Raw genomic sequence first — 19935 nt, 5'->3', positions numbered from 1 at the left:
CGCTACTTAGTTGCAAGCGACCTCAATGCCGCCAGCGCCTGTGCATCGAGCCTGAGCGCGCCGGCCGCGACGTTTTCACGCAGATGCGCCACCGACGAGGTGCCGGGAATGACCAGCATGTTCGGCGCGCGCTGCAGCAGCCAGGCCAGCGCCACCTGCATCGGCGTGGCTTGCAGGGCGGCCGCCGCCTGGTTCAAGGTATCGGACTGCAGCGGCGAAAAGCCGCCGAGGGGGAAGAACGGCACATAGGCGATGCCTTGCGCGGCCAGGGAGTCGATCAGCGCATCGTCCGCGCGGTACGCCAGGTTGTAGTGGTTCTGCACGCAGACGATGGGGCTGATGCGCTGTGCCTCGGCCACCTGGGCCGCATCGACATTGGACAGGCCGATATGGCGCACCAGGCCTTCGCGCTGCAGCTGCACCAAGGTGGCCAGCGGCCCGGCAAGCGACGAGCCGTCCGGGCCAGCCATGCCCGGTGCGCGCAGGTTGACCACGTCGAGCACGTCCAGGCCCAGGTTGCGCAGGTTGTCGTGCACGGCGTCGCGCAGCTGCTGTGGCGACGCGGCCGGCAGCCAGGACTGGTCGGCGCCGCGCATGAAGCCGATCTTGGTGACGATGGTCAAGCCGCCGCGGTAGGGATGCAGCGCTTCGCGGATGATCTGGTTGGTGACGTGCGGGCCGTAAAAATCCGACGTGTCGATATGGTTGACGCCCAGTTCGATGGCCTCGCGCAGCACGGCGACGGCGGCGGCGCGGTCTTTCGGCGGCCCCCAGACGTGCGGGCCGGCCAGTTGCATGGCGCCGTAGCCGAGGCGGTTGAATACGATGTCGCAATGGGCGGGCGTGAATTGGTCGCGGGCGGCGGAATACGTGTGCATGGCAGCTCCTGTGTGATGGTCGAGTAAGGGAGCAGCCATCGTAAGGCCGATTGCGCTGTATGATAATCGGGTCAATCCGGCACAGGCTGTACTCATTTACGCACAATGAAAGCGCTACTCATGCATGCAGACAATCCTTCCATGGCCGATTTGTCCGCTTTTGCCCTAGTGGCCCGGCACCACGGTTTTCGCCAGGCCGCGCGGGCCAGCGGGCAGTCCGCGTCCGCCATGAGCGAAGCGTTGCGGCGGCTGGAACAGCAGCTGGGCATCCGCCTGCTGGAACGCACGACGCGCAGCGTGACGCCGACGGCGGCCGGTGCGCTGCTGCTGACGCGTTTGCGCCCGGCGCTCGATGAAGTGAGCAGCGCGCTCGATGTGCTGAACGACTTGCGCGACAGCCCGCGCGGCACCTTGCGCCTGAACGTGCCGGTCAACGCGGCGCGCTTCTTCTTGCAGCCCATGGTCGACCAGTTCCTGCGCGCCTATCCGCAGATCAGGGTCGAGCTGGTGGTCGATAATAATTTTGTCGATGTCGTCGCCAGCGGCTGCGACGCGGGCATCCGCTATGGCGAACGGCTGGAGCAGGACATGATCGCCATCCCCATCGGCCCGCGCACGCAGCGCTTCGCGGTGGCGGGCTCACCGTCCTACCTGGCGCAGCGCGGCGTGCCCGTGCATCCGCGCGACCTGCTGCGGCATGCCTGCCTGCTGGGGAAATTCCTCAGTGGCGCGGTTCCACCGTGGGAGTTCGAGCGGGACGGGCAAAAAGTGAGCGTGGAGCCGGACGGCCCCGTGATCGTCACGCCGACGGCGGCCGATTTTGCGGTCAGCATGGCCATCGCCGGCCATGGCCTCGTCTATCTGTTTGAAGAGTGGCTGCAGCCATATATCGATGCGGGCCAGCTGCAGCCCGTGCTGGAAGACTGGGCGATGCCCTTTCCCGGCCCGTTTTTATACTATGCGGGCCGGCGCCATCTGCCAGCGCCGCTGCGCACCTTCATCGATTTCGTGCAGGCCAATTTTGCGCAGTTTCCTTAATCCGCCGGATAGCGCTGGCGTAAAAGCTGCAGCATCGCGACATTCTGTTCCCACGCGTCGCTCACGGGCTGCTGCGTCCACGGCAAGGTTTGCGTGTACGGCGCGGGGCCGAATTCCGGCGTGAACGTCATGCGTTCGGCGCCGGCCGCGCGGCGCAAGGCGACGATGGCATCCCACCACGCCAGGTGGGCGTCGAGCGCAGGTTTCGCTTCCGGCGCGCGGAAGTCGGCTACTTGCGGCCCCTGCGCATGGCCCACGCGCGCATGCACGTGGCGCACCAGCGGCAGCACTTGCGCCAGCGTGTGCGGCTGGTCTTCCAGCAGCGATTCGCAGGCGCAGCACCAGTGCGACAGGTCGGCCGTCAAGGGCAGCTCCGGATACTGCTGCAGATACGGCAGCAGCAGCATCGGGTGGCCGGAAAAGCGGCTGCGGTGGATTTCATGCACGATGGGCACGCCGTGCCTGGCCGAGATGGCGGCGGCCAGGTCGAGCAGTTCTGCGTTTTGCGCCTGCGTATAAAAATCCTTGCCTGTGTGGGTGTTGACCAGCACGGGGCGCGCCAGGCAGGCGTTTTCCAGCAGCTCGGCGAGAGCGGCGCGGTGCAGTTCGAAGTCGCTGTGGAACACGGTTTCCCACTGCGCGGCGATCAGCTGCAGCCCTGCCTTGGCGATGCGGTCCGTCCATTCCTCGCGCAGGGCGGCGTCCAGCGGCAGCGACATCTCGATGCCGTCGAAGCCGGCCGCCGCTACCCTGTCGATGAAGACGTCGGGCGGCAGGTCGTTATTACCCCAGTGGGCGGCGAAGACGTCGATGCGCATCAGACGAAGCCCCGCACGGGGAAGGCGTCGTCGCGCTGGATCCAGTTGTGGGCCGCGTATTGCGTCCGGCTGTCGGTGGCGTGCAAGGTGTAGGCGTGGCGCGACACGGGCGAGCGGTTCGGCGCGCTGTAATGGGGCAGCAAGCCGTGGAAGCAGACGAGGGCGCCCGCCTTCACTTCCAGCGGCACGGCCGTGCTGTCGTCGGGCCACGGCATGGCATCGAGTTTTTCCACGCGCACCTGGTCGCCGTTGCGGATGAAGCGTTCGCGCAGAGGGCCGCGGTGGCCGCCCGGTTCCGCCCACAGGCAGCCGTTTTCCAGGGTCGCGTCTTCCAGCGCGAACCAGAACGTGGTCACGCTGATCGGCGTGGTCTCGAAATACGTGGCGTCCTGGTGCCAGCGCACTTCGCCGCCGATGCCGGGCTGCTTGAAGATATACATCGATTGCCACACCTGCGCGTCCGCCAGGCCCAGGTCGCGCGCCACTTCGGCCAGTTTCGGATCGGCCGAAAAAGCGCGGAAGACGGGGTCCAGGTCGTGCATGGCGTGGCCGATCTTGTTGATCGACAGCGATTTGGCCTGCTTCAACTGGCCGTCCGGACCGAACGCTTCTTCCTCAAAGAAGCAGCGGATGGTGTTGTCGGACGCGAGGAAATAATCGTTGGTGTTCTTCGCCTGGTCGCGCGTGGTGAAGATGGATTGACTCAGGCTGGGATCGAATTCGTTGACAATCTGCTCGGCACGCGCGCGCAGGGCGGCGATGTCGTCCGCACCCTTGAAACCGGGCAGGATGATGTAGCCGTCGCGTTGATACTGTTCTTGTTGTTCGATCGTTAGCATGGCGGCGGCTCCTGAAGTCAGTGGAAAGCGCCATTGTAGGATGGGCGAGGGCGGCAAACAATTGCCCAGCGGTTGACAGATTGTCGCCAAAACACAGACAATATTTGATATGGATCAATTAAAAGCGATGGAAATCTTTGTCGAGGTGGCGCGCCAGCGCAGCTTCACGCTGGCCGGGCAGCGCCTGGGCCTGACGCGGGCCATGGTCAGCAAGACCATCATGCAGCTGGAAGAACGCCTGCATGCGCGCCTGCTGCACCGCTCCACGCGCGAAGTGAGTCTGACGGACGCGGGCCGCGCCTATCTGGCGCCGTGCATGGCCACCGTCAGCCAGGCGCAGGAAGCGGCGCGCATGGTGGCGCACGTGGCGCAGGCGGGAGCGGGGGCGGAGCTGGCCGGGCCGCTGCGCATCCAGGCGCCGTCGAGTTTCGGCAGCGCGTGGCTGGCCGACGCCGTCGCCCGTTTCAGTTTGCTGCACCCGCAGGTGCAAGCTGAATTGTTTGTCGACGATGCACTGCTCGACCCGATACGCCACGGTTTTGATTTGACCATCCGCGTGGGCGGCATCCCGGACAGCAGCGCGCTGGCCATGCGTCCGCTGGCGCCGTGCCGCGCCGTGCTGTGCGCCAGTCCCGCCTACCTGGCGCAATGGGGCGTGCCGCAGACGCCGCAAGAGCTGTTGCAGCACCAGTGCCTGCATTTCAGCCACCTGACCGATGGCACGAACTGGCATTTCCAGCGTGGAGAAGGCAAGTCGCGCGAAGAAGTGAGCGTGCGCGTGCAGGCGGGTTTTACGGCGAATAACGGGCTGGTGCTGCACCAGGCGGCGCAGCGGGGGCTTGGCATTGTCTACAGCACCACCTTCCTCGCCTGGCGCAATCTGCTCGATGGCAGTCTGGTGCCCGTGCTGACGGACTGGGAGCTGCCCCTGAATCACTTGAGCGCCCTGTATCCGGCCAGCCGCCAGCCGTCGCCCAAGGTGCGCGCGCTGATCGATTTCCTCGTGGCCGAATACCAGCCCGTGCCGCCATGGGACCGCGAGCTGGAAGCGGCGGGTTTTTTCAGCTGAAGGCGACCGGTTCCACCGTCCACGCGCCATCGGCGTACACGCGCTCGTCGTCGAGATAGACGGCCTCGGTGACGGCGAAGATGTCGACGTGGTAGCGCGCATCCTTGCGCTTGAATTGGGGTTTCGTGTAGACGCCGTGCTTGGCGCCCAGCGACAGATGGATGCCGCACATGCGCTCATACGTGCCGATGTCGTTGACCAGCTGTTCGCGCGAAAAGGCGCGGTTCATGCCGAAACCCAGTTCGCGCACCCACACTTCGCCTTCGTGCGCGCGGATGATCTCCAGCATGGCGGTAAATTCCGGCGTGGCGTTTTCCGTGCCCGTGACTCTGCCCTTGTCGATGATCAGGGTGATCGGCGTGTCGGGACGGTTGACCATGAAGTGCGTGTCGCCGAAAACAAAGATGCGCACGCGCCCGTTCACTGCTTCCAGGTCCTGCGCTTCCGTGAATACTTCGCCCAGCGGGAACTGACCGCCGATATTGTTCATGCCGCTGTAGTCGCCGATATTGAGCTTGGCACGCTCGAATGGCGAGGCGAAGACCAGCTGCTCGCCGCCGCTGTCGACCATGCCGTGGCGGGCCCCGTCGATGCGCGCTTTCAAGGCGTGGCCTACACCCCGGTAGTAGGCGGGGTCGTAGGCCAGCGAGGCGATGTAGTGCAGCCCCTGCACGCCGGGCATGCGCGACAGATGCACGTGCTCGATCACTTTCAGGCCCCGCTTGAACAACTCGATGCGGATGCGGAACGCTTCCAGGCGGAAGCTGGTCGACTGGATCAGCACGACGAGGCTGCCGGCCGGCAGGTCGGCAAACGCGGCCAGTACGGCCTCCGGCGTGACCTCGTCGAAATCGATGAAGGCCGCGTCCGGCAAGGCCTGGCGATACGCTTCCGTCAGCACGACGTTGAGCCAGCTGCGCTTGTCGCAGACGATCAGGGACGGTTCGTCCGGGCGGTGGCAGATGGCCATGGCCAGCACGTCGGCCACGTTTTGCGCGGCCACTTCGGTGGCGGCGGCGCTGATGGCGTCGAGCCGGCTGGTGTCATTCTCGGGAAGCGTCATGGTGCGAAGGGGGGACGTGAAGTAAACACGGCATTATAAGGCGATTGCCGCGGGCGCCGCCATTCGCCATCGGGCGTAGGGCCGCTTGCCTGTGGCGCGGGTGATCTTGTGTAGTGCCACACGGCAATGTATTATTGATAAACCGCTTGACGGCGAGCTTGGACAGAGCGGGAAGCAGCGGTAGAGCCCGTTTGCGCCCGGCGCGGTTCCACAGAATCATATCAATACAACAGGCTGACAAGCCAGAACTAAGAGTGTGATGCGATGAGCATAATCGGACAAGATATTCCCATGGAGCGGCCGGATACGGATGGGCGCGCCGCCGTCTTCGTTCCCGTCACGGGCGTCAAGGAAGATGTCCTGTTGACCATACGCAAGGGTGCGGCCATCGTCGGCTTTGCCAACCACGACCGCACCATCACCGTGTATTTTGAAAGCAACCGCTTTGACGACCCCGTGCTGGCCAAGTGGGAGCACAAGGCGCGCAAGGCCTACGACCGCCTGGTTGACAATGCGCCCACCGTGTCGAAACTGACCACCAGCCCCGCCAATTTCGAGCAGATCGGCTACATCAATGGCAAGGGCATCACGATTCGCCGCATGGAAAGCCTGCAACGCTGGCTCGCGTATTCGGAGGCGATGGATACTTGCCCGGCGACGGATATTATTCCGCGCACGGTCATTGCCAAGGCTGAAAGCGTCAAGGTGTAAGGGTGGCTGATACGAGGCCGGGGAGATGTTGCCTGCCCCAGGATACTTCCTCTGTTGCCTTTCGCGTGCGCGCGGTGCCAACAATATTGTCGGATTACGCGGGGCTTTGCCCCGCTAATCCGACCTACGCGACCTACGCCTGACCTCGCTTCTTACTACACCACGACGATATTCGCCTGCGCCTTGAGCGGGCAGGGCAGGGTGTCGTCGAAGGTGATTTCGATGGCGCTGGCGACGAACATGCCGCCGATGTGCTGGGCGGCGATTTCGGGCGGCGTGCCGGGCTTGGTCAGGTTGACGTCCTGGGCGAAGACGAAGACTCGCCACGTGCCATAGACCTTTTGATCATATTGCAGCAGGGTGCGGTAAGCGCGCTTCAAGTCCAGGCTGCCTGCGTAGACGCCATCGTTGGCGCCCGGGTCGAAGCCCAGGCCGTCGTCGGTCAGCGATTCGGCGAAATACAGGCCTTGCGGCGCCTGGAATAGCACGAAGGCGTACAGTTCCGTGCCGCGGAAGACATTACCATTGTCGCGCTTGAAGCTGGCGCGTATCCACAACGGTTCGTAGGCCTGCACGACGGCGGGCGTATCCGTCTCCACGGGCCCCGCCACGTGGATGTTGACTTGCGTTTCGGTGACGGCATGCTGATAGGTGGCGCCCGTCGTGAAACGCTGATATTCCCAGCTGATGTCGGCCGTGTAAGGCAAGCCCGCGTTCGGCGCTTCCGGCAACACCCATTTCGCCACCACGCGCTCGGCCAGGGTCAGTTCGCCGGCGGCCGGTGGTGTTGCTTCCTGGCCACGCCAGAACGGATCCGCGATATCGGAGCAGGCGACGGCGATGGCGCCCGAGGCGATGGCCGAGGCCACGCCCGCCACCGTGAATTCGGGCTGGCCCGAGCCGGCCCCTTCGAGCGAGCAGCAATCGACGCTGGGATCGGTTTCCTCGAAGGTGCCGCCCACGCTGAAGCTGGCCTTGCCCGAACCGAGCGCGGCGGCAATGATGGCCACCAATGCGGCGATGATGGCAATGATGATGGCGAGCACCTTCCACCACGGATCGGAAAACGGCAAGTCTCCGTGCGTGCCCGCGTAGGCGGGGTTCGGCGTCCAGACGAGGGTCATGCCGGTCGGCACGATGGGCCCCAGGCCGGGCGGGCAGCGGCACTCCTTCCCATCCGTGCCCGTGCTGCCCCAGCGCTTGCCCGGCAGGTGGCCTTGCGGCTTGGACAGTTCCAGCGTGCCTTCCTCGACCGTGCACGTGTAGGTGTTGGTGGCGCTGTCGAAGCGCGTCTGCGACACGAAGATTTGCTGGATCGAGCGGTGCGGCGTGTGGCCGTCCGCCTTGGCGACGAAGCTGACCAGGCGCTTGCCGGGCGCCGCATGCTGGAAGTCGGCATCCCACATGACCAGCATGGCCGCGCCGGCGGGAATGCTGGCAAAGAAAAAGGTGTGCGCCACGGGAACGATGCCGGGGTCGCCCACGCTTTCCAGGTACACGGTGACATTCGTCAGGGCGCTGCCGGACATATTGGTGACGTGGGCGGCGATGCGCAAGCCATAGATGGCATTGTCGAAGATGCCATCGGGCAGCATGATATTGGTGACGGGCTCGATCGCGAACGGCCGCGTCAGCACCTGCAGGGGGGTATCGCTCATGATGCTTGCTCCTCGGGGCTGTGCTGTTCTTGCGCGGGCTCTTGAGCTTGCTCGTTCTCGAGATCGGTGACGACATACGTAACGCCACCCATGACCTTGCCGTCGCGCGTTTCCAGCACGCGCAGCAGCGCATACTGGCGTGGCGGCAAGGCTTCGGCGCGCACGCTCAGGTACACGGCCTGCGCCTGGCCGCGCGGCACTTCCAGCACAAGCTTTTGCTCACCGGGCGCATCGCCATTGCAATGGGGCGTGCGCACCAGGCCCGCTACCAGGCGTGCGTCCCTGGCCGGCTGCCACCGCTCCAGCCCCAGGGTGGCCAGCAGGCGCTCGGGCAGCTCGCCGCCATATTCAATCTGCAGCTCCACTTTTTTCGTCGCACGGGGCAGGGCCGCCACCGCGATGCTCAGCAATTGCGCGCGTCTTGCCGCCAGCACCACGGTGACATTGCGCTGGGCGATCTGCTCGTGCTGCTTGGGCTGGAAGGGAAAGCCGTTGGGAAGGGGATCGGGCAGCGGGTTGACGTCGCCCGGGCCATGGGCCACGGCCAGCAGGCATTCGTGGCCGCCATTGACGATGACGGGGATCCACGGCACCAGACACAGCACTTCCTGCGTGGCGCCGGGCGGCAAGTCCGCAAACGCGGAACCGACCTGCGTGGCGGCGCCGACGGCGATCTGGCCGGAAGGATCGGCCCAGTAAAAATCCACGCGCACGCCGTTCGAGGCGCTGTTGCCCGTGTTGTGCACGCGGCCCCACAGGTAATTGCTGGTGCCGGCGATGGGCGCACCGGGCGGGCCATTCGGATCAGTGCCCGGCACGACCCAGATATCGGCGCTGTCCCACCAGGGCTGGCCGTCTTCGATGATCAGGTGGGCTGGCATGGCGTTCTCCTTGTCCTTGGCCGGTGCTTCCAGCTTAGGCTGCGGTGGCCGATGCTTTTTGATCGGTATCAAGGCCGTGGAACACGGTGCGGGTGCGCCGTTGTGATGCTTGCGTAAGGTAATATTGCGGCAGAACGCAGTGGAATGACTCCAGAAAAAGGTTGGAATGTGCTTGAAACAGTGAATGACGTTTGCATCAACGCCGCGTGCGGCCAACCCTTGCCGCTGCGCGTGGCGCATTGCCCGTTTTGCGGCGCGCGCCAGGTGGCGCAAGCGCCTGTTCTGGAGAAGGCAGTGGCGCCGCCCCCGGTGCCCGTAGCTCCGCCCATTCCCATGCCGCAGCCCGCGCCGCAGCCCGCTGCCGCGCCTGCTCCCAAGCCTGTCCCTCCAGTACCCTTGCCGCCAGCGCCTGCCGCGCCGGTCAAGGCGCCGCCCGCCAAGCCTGCCGGCAAGGGTTCGGTGCCGCCGCCGCGCCCGCCCGTGCGCTTGCGCACATGGATTGCGGCGGCGGTGGTGCTGACCGGTATCTGGTTTTATAACAAGCCCGCCGACAAGCCGGCCAGCGTGGCGGAACAGGTCGAGGCCGCCACTGCGCTGGCGGCGCAGTGCGACCTCGATGGGGCGCGCAGCGCGCTGGCCGTGCTGAAAAGCGCCAAGGCGCCCGCCGCCCACATCAAGCGCTTGCAGGCGAGCATCACCAAGTCTGCCGCTACTTGCGAGAAGCAACAGCAGCGGGCGCAGGCGTGGACGGCGCTGCAAGACAGCGTCAAGCAGGCGCTCGATGCGGGCAAGCCGGATCTGGCCGCCACGCGCCTGGCCATCTACGTGAAACGCTGGGGCGACGATCCCGACACCCTGGAACTCGACGCCAAGGTGAAAGTGGCGCAGGCGAGCGCCCAGCTCGATCTGGCCGACGCCTGCCTTGCCAGGGGCGACCGCGTCTGCCTGGAAAACAGCCTGATCGCCGCCGAGCGCTACAAGCGGCCGGAACTGGCGGCACGCACGCAGGCGCTGCGCACAGCGCTGTCGCAATTGCTCGAACGCTCGCTGCTCGATGCGTCACCCGGCCAGTAGCGCCAACAGGTAAAACGCCCGCCGCGGTCAAACCGGGCGGGCGAATTTTTTCAGCCTTACTCAGTCTTACTCTTGCGGCACCAGCGCCAGCGCGGCGCTGAAGTCGCCCATCGGCTTGCCGCCATTGGCCACCAGTGCCTTGTCGCGCGTGCTCAAGCCATCGAGCACGGGCAGGGCGAAGCGGTGCGTGATGGCGCGCAGGATCGAGGCTGAATCGTATTGCGTATGGTCAACCAAGCCCTTTTTCACGTACGGCGAGACAAGGATGGCCGGCACGCGCGTGCCTGGACCCCAGCGGTCGCCCTTCGGCGGCGCCGCGTGGTCATAAAAGCCGCCGTTCTCATCGTAGGTGACGATGACCAGCATGTTCTTCCACTGCGGACTTTTCTTCAGCTGGGCGATGACGCTGGCGATGTGCGCGTCGCCGTCGGCCACGCTGGCGTAGCCCGGGTGCTGGTTCAAATTGCCCTGCGGCTTGTAGAAGGTCACGGGCGGCAACTTGCCGGCACCCGCGTCGGCCAGGAACTGGCTGTCGAAGTCGCGCAGGTGGGCGGCGCGGTAGGCGGGCGCCTTTACCGGGTCCATGTTGGCAAAATAGTTAAACGGCTGGTGGTGGAACTGGAAGTTGGGCGGATTCGGGAAGCTGCTGGCGCGCGCGCTGGCCGTGGCCAGGGTCGTCGTGTCCTTCCAGGCGCCCGCATACCAGGCCCAGTCGATGTTCTTGCCAGACAGCAGGTCGCCGATATTCGTCTGCGTTTGCGGCGGCAGCGTATTGGCCTTGCCCGTGTCCGCATACAGCTTGCTGCTGTCGCCCGAGGCGGGCGCGTTGCTGCTGGGCTGGAACGGCGGCTGCATGGTATTGACGGCGTAGAACATGCCCGTGCTGTCGGCCGGCGTCAGCGCGCCATCGTTGGCATAGGCGGGCGCCCCGTTCAAGACCGTGCTTGGCGCCGTGGCGGATGGCGTCAGGCGCACAAAGTTGCCGTTGGCGTCGACGTCGATCTTGGCGATCGAGCCTTTCGCCACCGAAGTGTCGGCGTTCGGGTAGGTGGGCGCGCAGGCGCAGATCAGGTACTGGTGCGTGAGGAAGGAGCCGCCGAAGGCGCCGATGAACAGGTTGTCGGCCAGCGCATATTGTTTCGCGATGTCCCACAGCTGCATCTTGCTGCCGTCGTAATAGCCCATCGACAGGCCGCCCGCGTCGGAATAGGCGGCGAACTTATCGTTGGCGCCGCCGTTGATCTGCATCTGGTTGTTGTAGAAGCGGTGCACGAGGTCGCGCGTGATCACCGATTGCGGCAGGTACAGCGGGCTGCTGGCGTCGTCGATCTGGAATGGCTTGTTGGGCAGGTTGGCCGATTGCGCCTGCGTGATGACGGTGCTCTGGCCGGCCGCCGTCATGCCGCCCCAGGTGGGTGGCAGCACGGGCAGGGTGCTGCCGTCGATGTCTTTCTGCGGCACATAGGCGGCGCTTGACGTGGGGTTGACGCCCGGTACGCCGTTCGCGCCCGGGAACAGGCCGTACAGGTTGTCGAAGCCGCGGTTTTCCGCATAGATGACGACGATGGTCTGGATATTGTTCAGCGCCAAGCTGCTATTCAGTGCGGTCAGCGCATCGGCGGGCGCTGCCTGCGCGCTGGCGCTGGCGATCAAGGCCGTCACGCTGGCGTTTTCCGCCTTCAGTTTCGCCAGCTCGTCGCCGCTGGCCTTGTTGAAGTCCGACGCCAGGCCCGCTTCGGACACGCCGATGCGCGCGGCCAGCTTGCCGCTGGCGGATGCAAAGTCGCCGCCATTGCCATCCATGACTTGCGCCAGTTCCGTCGACAGGGCGCTGACGAAGGCGCTGTGCCCGGCGGGGGCGCGCAGCAGCAGTTTTTGCGTGACCTTGGTGCCTGCGTCGCCGACGACTTCATGGCGGATGGCGTCCGTGCCGATGGTCACCAGCACGGCGCCCTGGCCGTCCAAGGTGTAGCTGCCGTCGGCGGCCGTGCGCACGGGGCTGGAGGCGCTGTCGCACGTGAGTTTGGCGCTGGCGCTTTCCAGGCATACCTGGGCGTTTTCATAGTAGCTGCCGATCACCTGGCCCGTGGTGCTGGGCGTGATCGCATAGTTGCTGCCGCAGGCGGCCAGGCCCAGCGACAGCAGGATAGGCAGGGGACGTAAGACGGGGCGGGAGTGCGGTTTCATGTGCATGCCTTTTGGGTGGAAAACGTCGCATGCTAGGCAGCCAATATGTCAGCTGCGTGACATGTCAGCGCCTGTTACATGACGTAATGTACGGACTTGATACATTAGGTTTTGCAGGGTTTTGTCACGCAGCTGTCACATGCCATTGCTACGCTGCCAGCCCATGATGAAAACGAACTCCACCTTGCTGCTTGCCATTTGCGCGCTTTCCGCCTGCCAGCCCACGCCGCAAAAAGAAGCCGTCGCCAAGCCCGCCTATCTGTCGGGCGCCTACGCGCCCACCCTGCAACGCCAGCCTTCCGTGGCCCAGATGACGGCCATGGGACGGGCCATGTTTTTCGAGCCCAGCCTGTCTGTCTCAGGAAAAATGTCGTGCGCCAGCTGCCACAGTCCCGAGCACGCGTATGGCCCGCCGAATGGCTTGGCGGTGCAGCTGGGGGGACCAGAGTTAAAAGATGCGGGCACGCGCGCCGCGCCCTCGCTGCGCTACCTGCAGACGGCGCCCGCCTTCACCGAGCACTATCACGACGACGATGGCGATGACAGCGTCGACGCGGGGCCCACGGGCGGGCGCAACTGGGATGGCCGCGCCCAGTCCGGCCACGAGCAGGCGCTGGCGCCCTTGCTCTCCAAACGCGAAATGGGCAACCGCGATGCGGCCGCCGTCGTCGCCAAATTGCAGGCCGGCCCCCTGGCGGCGCAGTTCCGCCAGACGTATGGCGCGGATATCTTCGCGCAGCCGGGCCAGGCGCTGCGCTGGGCGTTGATGTCGCTGGAAGTGTTCCAGGAAAGCCCGTTGGACTTCTATCCATATACGAGCAAGTACGACGCCGTGCTGCGCAAGCAGGCCGTTTTGAGTCCGCAGGAAGCGCGCGGCCTGGCCCTGTTCAACGATGAGCTCAAGGGCAATTGCGCGTCCTGCCATATCAGCCAGATTACTTCCGGCGGCGCCTTTCCCCAGTTTACCGATTACGGCTTGATCAATATCGGTGTGCCGCGCAATGGCAAGCTGCCTGTCAACGCGGACCCCGCGTACTTCGACATGGGCTTGTGCGGTCCGGACCGCACCGACTTGATGGAACATAAGGAGTACTGCGGCAGCTTCAAGACGCCGTCCCTGCGCAACGTCGCCCTGCGCAAGGTGTTCTTCCACAACGGCAGCTTTACCAGCCTGGAGCAGGTGCTGCGCTTTTACGTGCAGCGCGATACGGCGCCGCAAAAATGGTATCCGGTGGATAAGAACGGCAAGGTGCGCAAATACGACGACCTGCCGCCCGGCCTGGCGGCGAACGTGAACGTGGAAGCGCCGTTCGACCGCCAGCCGGGCCAAGCGCCAGCGCTGAACGACAGGGAGATCGCCGACGTGATCGCCTTCCTGCACACCCTGACGGATGGCTATCGGGAACCTCGCCCGGCACAGGGAAAACATGGCTAAAAGATATCAAGATACCATTGCTTACAACTACGCCACAAAAGCCTGTTTTTATGTGCGTTAGCGCACGCTAGAAAATTTTAGGCAGGTGTATATTGCGAACTGATCTGTGTCTTTTGATAACAATGAAAGGGAATACCATGAAAGCAAGCAAAAATTGGATGACCGTGTGCGCCGCCGGCATGATGGTTGTGGCACTGGCTGCCTGCCAGAAGAAGGATGATGTCGCCGCCGCCGGTCCTGCGGAACAGGCTGGCCAGAAGATCGATGCGGCCGCCGCCAAGGCTGAAGCCGACATCAAGGACGCCGCTACCAAGGCCGACGCTGCCGTGAGCCAGGCCGCTGCCGATACGGGCGCCAAGATGGACCAGGTCGCTGCTGACGCCGACAAGAAAATGAGCGAAGCGGCTGATGCCGTGGGCAAGAAAGTGGAAAAAGCCGGCGAAAAGATGCAGGACGCCGCGCACAAGTAAGCACGTCATCAGCGCGCCCCGCAGCTGCCGTCAGGTGATGGCGGCTGCGGCGACGCCTTTGGCCTGGCCGTCTGATACGGCCGTCCCTGTCTTGTCCATCCCGTCCGTTCCCCCCAGCACCACGCTCAAATCGACAAAGCCGTCGCGCCATGCGCGTTCCAGGTCTTGCTCCACCGCTTCCAGTGTCGTTTTTTCCACCTGCCGAAAACCGCGCAAGCCATACGCCCGGTTGCGCCCGTGCGCCTTGGCCAGGTACAGCGCCATGTCGATCAGGTTGACGCTGCGCTCCCACGTGAGGGGCCGTCCCAGCGGCGCCAGCGGATAAGGCGCAAAGCCGACGGACACGTGAACCTGGATGGCCTGCCCCTGGTAGTCGATGCTTTGCGCCGCCATGCCGTTGAGGATGCGCCGTGCGATGTCGTCGAGCCCGTCGCGCGCGACGGCCGGCAGGAAGGCGAGGAATTCCTCGCCGCCCCAGCGCACGATCATGTCCGTTTCGCGCAACACGTCGTGCAAGGTTTCGGCGATCGTCGTCAGCACGAGGTCGCCCGCCGCATGGCCGTAGCCGTCGTTGATATGCTTGAAATGGTCGACATCGAGCAGGAACAGCGCGCCCACGACATCGCCGCCGGCATAGGATGGCTGCGGCTTGCCCGCATGGCTGCGCATGAATTCCTGGAAATGGCGGCGGTTGTACAGGGCCGTCAGCGGGTCGCGCGAACTCTGGCGCTTGAGTTCCTGGTTTTTCACCTTCAGCTGCACATTCGCGTGGCGCACCTTGCGGTATAGCAAGCCGACGATGGCGGACGCCATGGCCAGTACCAGCGCCAGCAGCCACCACACGCGCTGCTGCAGGCGGCGGTTGTCGATTTCCGTGCTCTTCAGCTGATTTTCGCGGCTCAGCAGTTCGATCTGGCGCTGTTTCTTTTCCGCCTCATACTTTTCTTGCAATTCGTACACGGCCTTTTGCCTCTGCTTTTCGAACAGCTGGTTGGAAATGCCGCGCTCGCGGTGGTACGCCGTGACGGCGCCGCGCAGGTCGCCCGCCTTTTCCAGCGCCATGCCGTATTCCAGTAACACGGCCTGCATTTCCGGCTGGTTGGCCGTGCGTTCGTAGTAGGCCAGACCCGTGGCCACGCTTTGCTTGCCTTCCTGCAACCGTCCCTGGCCGATCAGCGCCTGGCCGATATTGAGCCGCGCCGTCGCTTCCACCTGTTCATCGTTGACGAGGCGCGCCGCCGTGATGGCTTCATTCGCGTAGCGCAAGGTTTGCCCGTAGTCGTCTTCCTTCAGGTAGCTGTCCGACAGATTGACGAGGGTGACGGCCACCATGCCGCGCGCGCCCAGCTGGCGTTCCAGCGTCAGGGCCGCCAGCAGGGCGCGCTGGCCCCTCCGCGGCTGCCGCGCGTCGAGCGCCAGCCCGTACTCCGTATTCTTCGCCTGCGCCATGCGGCCCGGCGACGCCAGGGTGCTGGACACGGCCAGCAATTCGTCGAGCACCTCGAAACCCTTGTCGTATTCGCGCATCTGCGTGTACAGCAAGGTGAGGGCGTTCAGGGCGGCGGCCAGGCTGGACGGGGATTTGCTCTGGCGCGCCAGGTCGACGGCCGCCTGCAGCTTGGCCAGCGCAAACGGGAAATTGCCTTCCTCGGCCCACGATTGGCCTGCGCTGATGGTCGCCTGCACGCGCACGGGCAGGTCGTCCGTGCGGTTGGCGATCTTTTCCGCTTCAAAGGCCAGCAGGTGCGAGGCGCGGCGCTCGTTCCGGGCAAACGTGATGTAGGCCTTGTTGAGCATGCCCTTCGCCAGCGCCACGTCGCTCTTGTTCTGGCGGGCGTAGGCGATCAGCTCTTCGGCCAGCTGCATGGCGATATCGTTCTGCCCCAGGCGCATGCGGGCGTGGCTCAGTTGGGTCAGGAATTCCGCGCGTACGGGCAAGGGAGCGCTGCGCGCCTGCGTTTCGACTTCTTGCAGGCGCTGCAGGGCGCGCGCGGGCACGAAGCGGCCATCGTCGCGCACGGCGGTCAGATACTCCTCGAGGTTGCTGCCGGCCTGGGCGTGCGCGGCAGGCGGCAGCATGCAGGCCAATACCAGCAGCCAATGCGCCTTTCGCCATGATGCCCGTCTCTGTCTGCCTGCCAACGTCCCGCTCCCGCAATGACCACCTGTCTGTAACAGATTATATTCTGTTGCAATCAAGAAATATCATGCGCACCGCAGAAATTTGCGAAAGTGCACACGGCCGGCATTGACACGGCGCTACTACTGGGCCAGCTGCTGCAGCAGGTACAGGCGCTGGTACAGGCCGCCTTCGATCTGCATCAGGGCGTCGTGCGGCCCCGCTTCCGTGATGCGGCCGTGATTGAGCACGATGATACGGTCGGCTTCGCGGATGGTCGACAGGCGGTGGGCGATGGCGATGATGGTGACCTTGCCGCGCAATTCGTTGAGGGCCAGCTGCACGATCTGCTCCGTCTGGCTATCGATGCGCGACGTCGCTTCGTCCAGCAGCAAGATGCGCGGCTGGCCGGCCAGCGCGCGGGCAATGGCGATCAGCTGCTTTTGCCCCGACGACAGGCGCGAGCCGCCTTCGCCCAGCGGCGTGTCGTAGCCGTGTTCCAGCGCCGCGATGAAGTCGTGCGCATGCGCGGCGCGCGCGGCCGTCTCGATCTGTGCCTGCGTGTAGCCGCGGCCCATGTCGATGTTTTCGCGCGCCGAGGCGGCCAGCAGGAACGGGTCTTGCGGCACCAGGCCCACGTCGGCGCGGAAGTGCTCGTTGTCGATGCTGTCGAGGGCGACGCCATTGATGGCGATGCTGCCCTGCGTGACGGGGTAAAAGCGCAGCAGCAGCGACAGCAGGGTCGACTTGCCGCTGCCCGTGTGGCCGACGATGCCGAAGAAAGCGCCTTGCGGTATCGTCAGCGACAGGTCGTGCAGCACGGGCTGGTTTTCCACGTAGGCGAACGTCAGCTTCCTGATGTCGACGGCGGGCAGTTCGCTGCCCGTTTGCGCCTGCCGCAGGGCCGGAGTTTCCCGCCCCTGCGCATGTTCGAGCGCCTGTGCTTCGTCGAGCAGGGCCGAGACGCGCGCCGTGGCCACCACCGACTGCTGCAGCTGGCTGAACTGCATGGTGATCTGGATCAGCGGTTCGATCACGCGCGCGATGTAGCTGATGAACGCATACAGCACGCCCACTTCCACGGCGCCCATCTCGCGCCGGCCGAAGCTGAAGATGACGACGGCCAGCAGCACGATATTGAGCATGTCGAGCGCGGGGCGCAGCAGCCAGGCGTTGGCGCGCAATTCCTGCATGCGCGCCGTGTAGTGGTCCTGGTTGATGCCCGTGAAGCGGGCACCGAAGCGCTTTTCCGCGTTATTCGCCTGCAGCACGCTCATGCCGCCGATCGATTCGGCGATCTGCCCGTTGATCTCGCTGCGCAGGGCGCGCGCGCGCGTGACGGCCGGCGCGCTCCAGCGCTGGTACAGGAAGACGATGACCAGCACGGCCGGCAGCAGGGCCAGCACGATCAGCATCAAGCGCCAGTCGAGGAAAGCCATGGCGGCCATGGTACCGACCAAAACGATGGAGCTGTCGAGGATGACGAACAGCACCTGCACGTACAGCGATTTCACGGCTTCCGTGTCGTTGGTGACGCGGCTGACCAGCTGCCCCGTGATGGCGCGGTCGAAAAAACTCATCGGCAGGCGCAGCACGTGCTGGTAGACGGTTTCGCGCAGGCGCTGCACCGAGCGCATGGCCAGGCCGGACAGGCGCACCAGCTGCAGATAGCGCAGGCCGGACGCGACCCAGCCCGTCAGCAGGCAGCCGCCCAGCAGCAATGACATGCGCGTCCAGTCGAGGTGGCGCGGCAGCAGGTGCTGGTCGATCAGGGCCTTGCCCAGGATCGGCCCCGTCACTTCGAGGGCGGCGGCGATGATCAGCCAGAACGTGGCCCAATACAAATGGCGCAGGTCGGGCGCGGCGGCGCGGCGCAGCAGGCCGATCGCTTGCGCGGCCTGGCGGCGCACGGATTGGGTGGCTGTATCTGTTTGTACTGTCTTAGATGGCATCGAGGCTGGCCTCCAGTTGTTGATAGCGCCACTGGCTGGCATACCAGCCGTCGCGCTGCATCAGCGCGTCGTGGTTGCCCGTTTCCGTGACGTGGCCATCGCGCAGTACCAGGATCAGGTCCGCGTTGACGACGGCGCTCAGGCGGTGGCTGGCGATGATGGCGCTGCGCTCAGGTCGGCGCGCGCGCAGTTCTTCCAGGTGCTGCAGGATGCGCGTTTCCGTGCCCGTGTCGACGGCGGACAGCGCATCATCCAATAGCAGCAAGCCGTTGTCGGCCAGGAGAGCCCGTGCAATCGCCACGCGCTGGCGCTGGCCGCCGGACAGGGTGATGCCTTTCTCGCCCACGTGCGTCTGATAGCCATCGGGGAACTGCAAAATATCGGCATGGATGTCGGCCAGCTGCGCCGCCCGTTCCACTTCCTCGCGCGTGGCGCCGGGGCGGGCCAGGGCGATATTGTCGGCGATGGTGGCGGAGAACAGGAACGATTCCTGCGGCACCCAGCTGATGGCAGCGCGCAGCGCATGCAGGGTGTAGGCGTCGAGCGGCTGGCCATTCCACGTGGCTTGGCCTGATTGCGGCGTCACCTGGCGCAGCAGCACGCGCAGCAGGGTCGACTTGCCGCTGCCCGTCGGGCCCACCAAGCCCAGGGTCTGGCCCGGCTGCAAACGCAGCGAGATGCCGGACAGGGCCGGCGCCGTCTGGCCCGCGTAGGCAAAGCCGACGTCCTGCAATTGCAGGGGGCCGGGCGTGAGCGTGGCGATGGTGCCGTGGTCGTCGATGGCCAGCGGCGCATCGAGCATCGGCTGCAAGCGCTGCCAGGCGGCGCGGCCCCGTTCGATCAGCGAGAGCACCCAGCCGGCGGCGAACATGGGCCAGATCAGCTGGCCCAGGTACATGGAAAAGCTTGTCAGCGCGCCGATGGTCAGCTGGTCTTGCCACACGAGGTAGCCGCCCAGGCCCAGGGTCAGCGCCGTGGCGGCCGTCAGGGTCAGGCCGACGGCCGGTTCGTACGCCGCTTCCCAGCGCTGCGCCGTCAGGCTGGCGTTGGCTGCGTGGCCGGCCAGCGTGGAAAACTGCTTGCTGCTGCGCTCTTCCAGGCCCAGCGCGCGCAAGGTGCGCACGCCCGACAAGGACTCTTGCACATGGTCGTTCAGCGCGGAAAAGCGTTTCAGCGAATCCGTCGACGCCGTGTGGATATGGCTCGAGATGCGCCAGAAGGCCAGTCCCATCAGCGGGAAAGGCAAGAGGGCGATGCAGGCCAAGCGCCAGTCCACGCCCAGCAGCATGATGCCGAGCACCATCAGCAGGGTCAAAGTGCCGTCGAAGCCGGCCAGCATGGCTTCGCCGGCGGCCATTTCGATGGCGTCGATGTCGTTCGTCGCCAGCGCCATCAGGTCGCCCGTGCGCTGGTTCTGGTAGAACGACGCGCCCTGCTGCGACATGCGCGTGTAGAAGCGCGTGCGCAGCATCACGCCCAGCTGGTAGGCGGCCTTGAACAGGGTGATGCGCCAGCCCACGCGCAGGAAGTAGATGACGACGCCGACGGCGAGCAGGGTCAGCAGCTCAAGCCACAGTTCGGCCGCCGTCATGCGGTGCGCGGCCAGTGCGTCGATGATGGCGCCCACGCGGCGCGGGATCCAGACGGTCAGTGTTGCCACGCCTGTCAGCATGACGGCAGCGGCGGCATACGCCGGCCAATGCTGACGCACGAAGCCGGCGATGAGCCTCGATAAACTCATGG

General features: G+C 65.2%; 16 protein-coding genes. 6 read left to right on the top strand and 10 right to left on the bottom strand.

What is annotated here, in order from left to right:
* Positions 1-2: 2 nt before the first annotated feature.
* Complete coding sequence (locus KO538_RS06190; RefSeq protein WP_219327775.1) at positions 3-878, bottom strand: oxidoreductase; 876 nt, start codon at positions 876-878, stop codon at positions 3-5.
* A 120-nt stretch (positions 879-998) separates the two neighbouring features.
* On the opposite strand from KO538_RS06190, the gene KO538_RS06185 reads away from it, so the two are divergent.
* Entirely contained in the window at positions 999-1916 is a 918-nt protein-coding gene (locus KO538_RS06185; RefSeq protein WP_219327774.1) for a LysR family transcriptional regulator, read from the top strand.
* On the opposite strand, the gene KO538_RS06180 is transcribed toward KO538_RS06185, so the two are convergent.
* Positions 1913-2734 carry a sugar phosphate isomerase/epimerase gene (locus KO538_RS06180; protein ID WP_219327773.1) on the bottom strand — a complete coding sequence of 274 codons (822 nt, stop codon included), beginning with the start codon at positions 2732-2734 and terminating at the stop codon, positions 1913-1915. The genes KO538_RS06185 and KO538_RS06180 overlap by 4 nt on opposite strands.
* A complete protein-coding gene (locus KO538_RS06175; protein WP_219327772.1) occupies positions 2734-3573 on the bottom strand; it encodes a phytanoyl-CoA dioxygenase family protein in 840 nt (279 codons plus the stop codon). Before KO538_RS06175 ends, KO538_RS06180 begins: the two co-directional genes overlap by 1 nt.
* A gap of 109 nt (positions 3574-3682) precedes the next feature.
* Between KO538_RS06175 and KO538_RS06170 the strand changes: the two genes are divergently transcribed.
* Positions 3683-4642: a LysR family transcriptional regulator gene (locus tag KO538_RS06170; RefSeq protein WP_257620202.1), complete on the top strand. Its 960-nt coding sequence runs from the start codon at positions 3683-3685 to the stop codon at positions 4640-4642.
* Here the strand turns inward: KO538_RS06170 and KO538_RS06165 are convergent.
* The gene (locus tag KO538_RS06165) at positions 4635-5705 is read right to left on the bottom strand and encodes a hypothetical protein (RefSeq protein WP_219327771.1); all 1071 of its coding nucleotides are present in this window, start codon (positions 5703-5705) and stop codon (positions 4635-4637) included. The genes KO538_RS06170 and KO538_RS06165 overlap by 8 nt on opposite strands.
* A 291-nt stretch (positions 5706-5996) precedes the next feature.
* Here KO538_RS06165 and KO538_RS06160 point away from each other — a divergent pair, with 291 nt between their 5' ends.
* Positions 5997-6416, top strand: coding sequence for a hypothetical protein (locus tag KO538_RS06160; RefSeq protein WP_219328133.1), 420 nt, complete (start codon positions 5997-5999; stop codon positions 6414-6416).
* A 155-nt stretch (positions 6417-6571) separates the two neighbouring features.
* On the opposite strand, the gene KO538_RS06155 is transcribed toward KO538_RS06160, so the two are convergent.
* Positions 6572-8074 carry a hypothetical protein gene (locus tag KO538_RS06155; protein ID WP_219327770.1) on the bottom strand — a complete coding sequence of 501 codons (1503 nt, stop codon included), beginning with the start codon at positions 8072-8074 and terminating at the stop codon, positions 6572-6574.
* Positions 8071-8955 (bottom strand): hypothetical protein, encoded by an 885-nt coding sequence (locus KO538_RS06150; RefSeq protein WP_070301377.1) that lies wholly within the window; start codon positions 8953-8955, stop codon positions 8071-8073. Before KO538_RS06150 ends, KO538_RS06155 begins: the two co-directional genes overlap by 4 nt.
* A gap of 180 nt (positions 8956-9135) precedes the next feature.
* On the opposite strand from KO538_RS06150, the gene KO538_RS06145 reads away from it, so the two are divergent.
* Positions 9136-10029 (top strand): hypothetical protein, encoded by an 894-nt coding sequence (locus KO538_RS06145; protein WP_070301378.1) that lies wholly within the window; start codon positions 9136-9138, stop codon positions 10027-10029.
* Between the two features lie 66 nt (positions 10030-10095).
* Here the strand turns inward: KO538_RS06145 and acpA are convergent, their stop codons facing one another.
* Positions 10096-12216, bottom strand: coding sequence for an acid phosphatase (gene acpA, locus KO538_RS06140; protein ID WP_219327769.1), 2121 nt, complete (start codon positions 12214-12216; stop codon positions 10096-10098).
* Positions 12217-12379: 163 nt separating this feature from the next.
* Between acpA and KO538_RS06135 the strand changes: the two genes are divergently transcribed.
* Positions 12380-13651, top strand: coding sequence for a cytochrome-c peroxidase (locus KO538_RS06135; RefSeq protein WP_257620200.1), 1272 nt, complete (start codon positions 12380-12382; stop codon positions 13649-13651).
* Positions 13652-13788: 137 nt separating this feature from the next.
* Positions 13789-14121 carry a hypothetical protein gene (locus KO538_RS06130; RefSeq protein WP_034747273.1) on the top strand — a complete coding sequence of 111 codons (333 nt, stop codon included), beginning with the start codon at positions 13789-13791 and terminating at the stop codon, positions 14119-14121.
* Positions 14122-14151: 30 nt separating this feature from the next.
* Here the strand turns inward: KO538_RS06130 and KO538_RS06125 are convergent, their stop codons facing one another.
* The 3 genes from KO538_RS06125 to KO538_RS06115 all read right to left on the bottom strand — a co-directional run bounded on the left by KO538_RS06125 (position 14152) and on the right by KO538_RS06115 (position 19933).
* Entirely contained in the window at positions 14152-16200 is a 2049-nt protein-coding gene (locus KO538_RS06125; protein WP_257620199.1) for a GGDEF domain-containing protein, read from the bottom strand.
* 183 nt (positions 16201-16383) lie between these two features.
* On the bottom strand, positions 16384-18192 hold the full coding sequence (locus tag KO538_RS06120) for an ABC transporter ATP-binding protein (protein WP_219327767.1): 1809 nt from the start codon (positions 18190-18192) through the stop codon (positions 16384-16386).
* Positions 18182-19933, bottom strand: a complete 1752-nt coding sequence (locus tag KO538_RS06115) for an ABC transporter ATP-binding protein (RefSeq protein ID WP_219327766.1) — start codon at positions 19931-19933, stop codon at positions 18182-18184. The genes KO538_RS06120 and KO538_RS06115 overlap by 11 nt, the downstream gene beginning before the upstream one ends.
* Between the last annotated feature and the right edge of the window lie 2 nt (positions 19934-19935).

It is taken from the genome of Janthinobacterium sp. NKUCC08_JDC (assembly GCF_019345575.1).
In the GTDB taxonomy this organism is placed as follows: domain Bacteria; phylum Pseudomonadota; class Gammaproteobacteria; order Burkholderiales; family Burkholderiaceae_D; genus Janthinobacterium; species Janthinobacterium aestuarii.
This window is presented reverse-complemented; position numbering and strand designations above follow the sequence as displayed.

Bases quoted from the DNA above. Each gene is read 5' to 3' on its own strand.
- KO538_RS06190 (WP_219327775.1), bottom strand. From the start codon at position 878: ATGCACACGTATTCCGCCGCCCGCGACCAATTCACGCCCGCCCATTGC.
- KO538_RS06170 (WP_257620202.1), top strand. From the start codon at position 3,683: ATGGATCAATTAAAAGCGATGGAAATCTTTGTCGAGGTGGCGCGCCAG.
- KO538_RS06175 (WP_219327772.1), bottom strand. From the start codon at position 3,573: ATGCTAACGATCGAACAACAAGAACAGTATCAACGCGACGGCTACATC.
- KO538_RS06180 (WP_219327773.1), bottom strand. From the start codon at position 2,734: ATGCGCATCGACGTCTTCGCCGCCCACTGGGGTAATAACGACCTGCCG.
- KO538_RS06115 (WP_219327766.1), bottom strand. From the start codon at position 19,933: ATGAGTTTATCGAGGCTCATCGCCGGCTTCGTGCGTCAGCATTGGCCG.
- KO538_RS06130 (WP_034747273.1), top strand. From the start codon at position 13,789: ATGAAAGCAAGCAAAAATTGGATGACCGTGTGCGCCGCCGGCATGATG.
- KO538_RS06120 (WP_219327767.1), bottom strand. From the start codon at position 18,192: ATGCCATCTAAGACAGTACAAACAGATACAGCCACCCAATCCGTGCGC.
- KO538_RS06150 (WP_070301377.1), bottom strand. From the start codon at position 8,955: ATGCCAGCCCACCTGATCATCGAAGACGGCCAGCCCTGGTGGGACAGC.
- KO538_RS06185 (WP_219327774.1), top strand. From the start codon at position 999: ATGCATGCAGACAATCCTTCCATGGCCGATTTGTCCGCTTTTGCCCTA.
- KO538_RS06155 (WP_219327770.1), bottom strand. From the start codon at position 8,074: ATGAGCGATACCCCCCTGCAGGTGCTGACGCGGCCGTTCGCGATCGAG.
- KO538_RS06135 (WP_257620200.1), top strand. From the start codon at position 12,380: ATGATGAAAACGAACTCCACCTTGCTGCTTGCCATTTGCGCGCTTTCC.
- KO538_RS06165 (WP_219327771.1), bottom strand. From the start codon at position 5,705: ATGACGCTTCCCGAGAATGACACCAGCCGGCTCGACGCCATCAGCGCC.
- KO538_RS06160 (WP_219328133.1), top strand. From the start codon at position 5,997: ATGGAGCGGCCGGATACGGATGGGCGCGCCGCCGTCTTCGTTCCCGTC.
- KO538_RS06125 (WP_257620199.1), bottom strand. From the start codon at position 16,200: ATGCTGCCGCCTGCCGCGCACGCCCAGGCCGGCAGCAACCTCGAGGAG.
- acpA (WP_219327769.1), bottom strand. From the start codon at position 12,216: ATGAAACCGCACTCCCGCCCCGTCTTACGTCCCCTGCCTATCCTGCTG.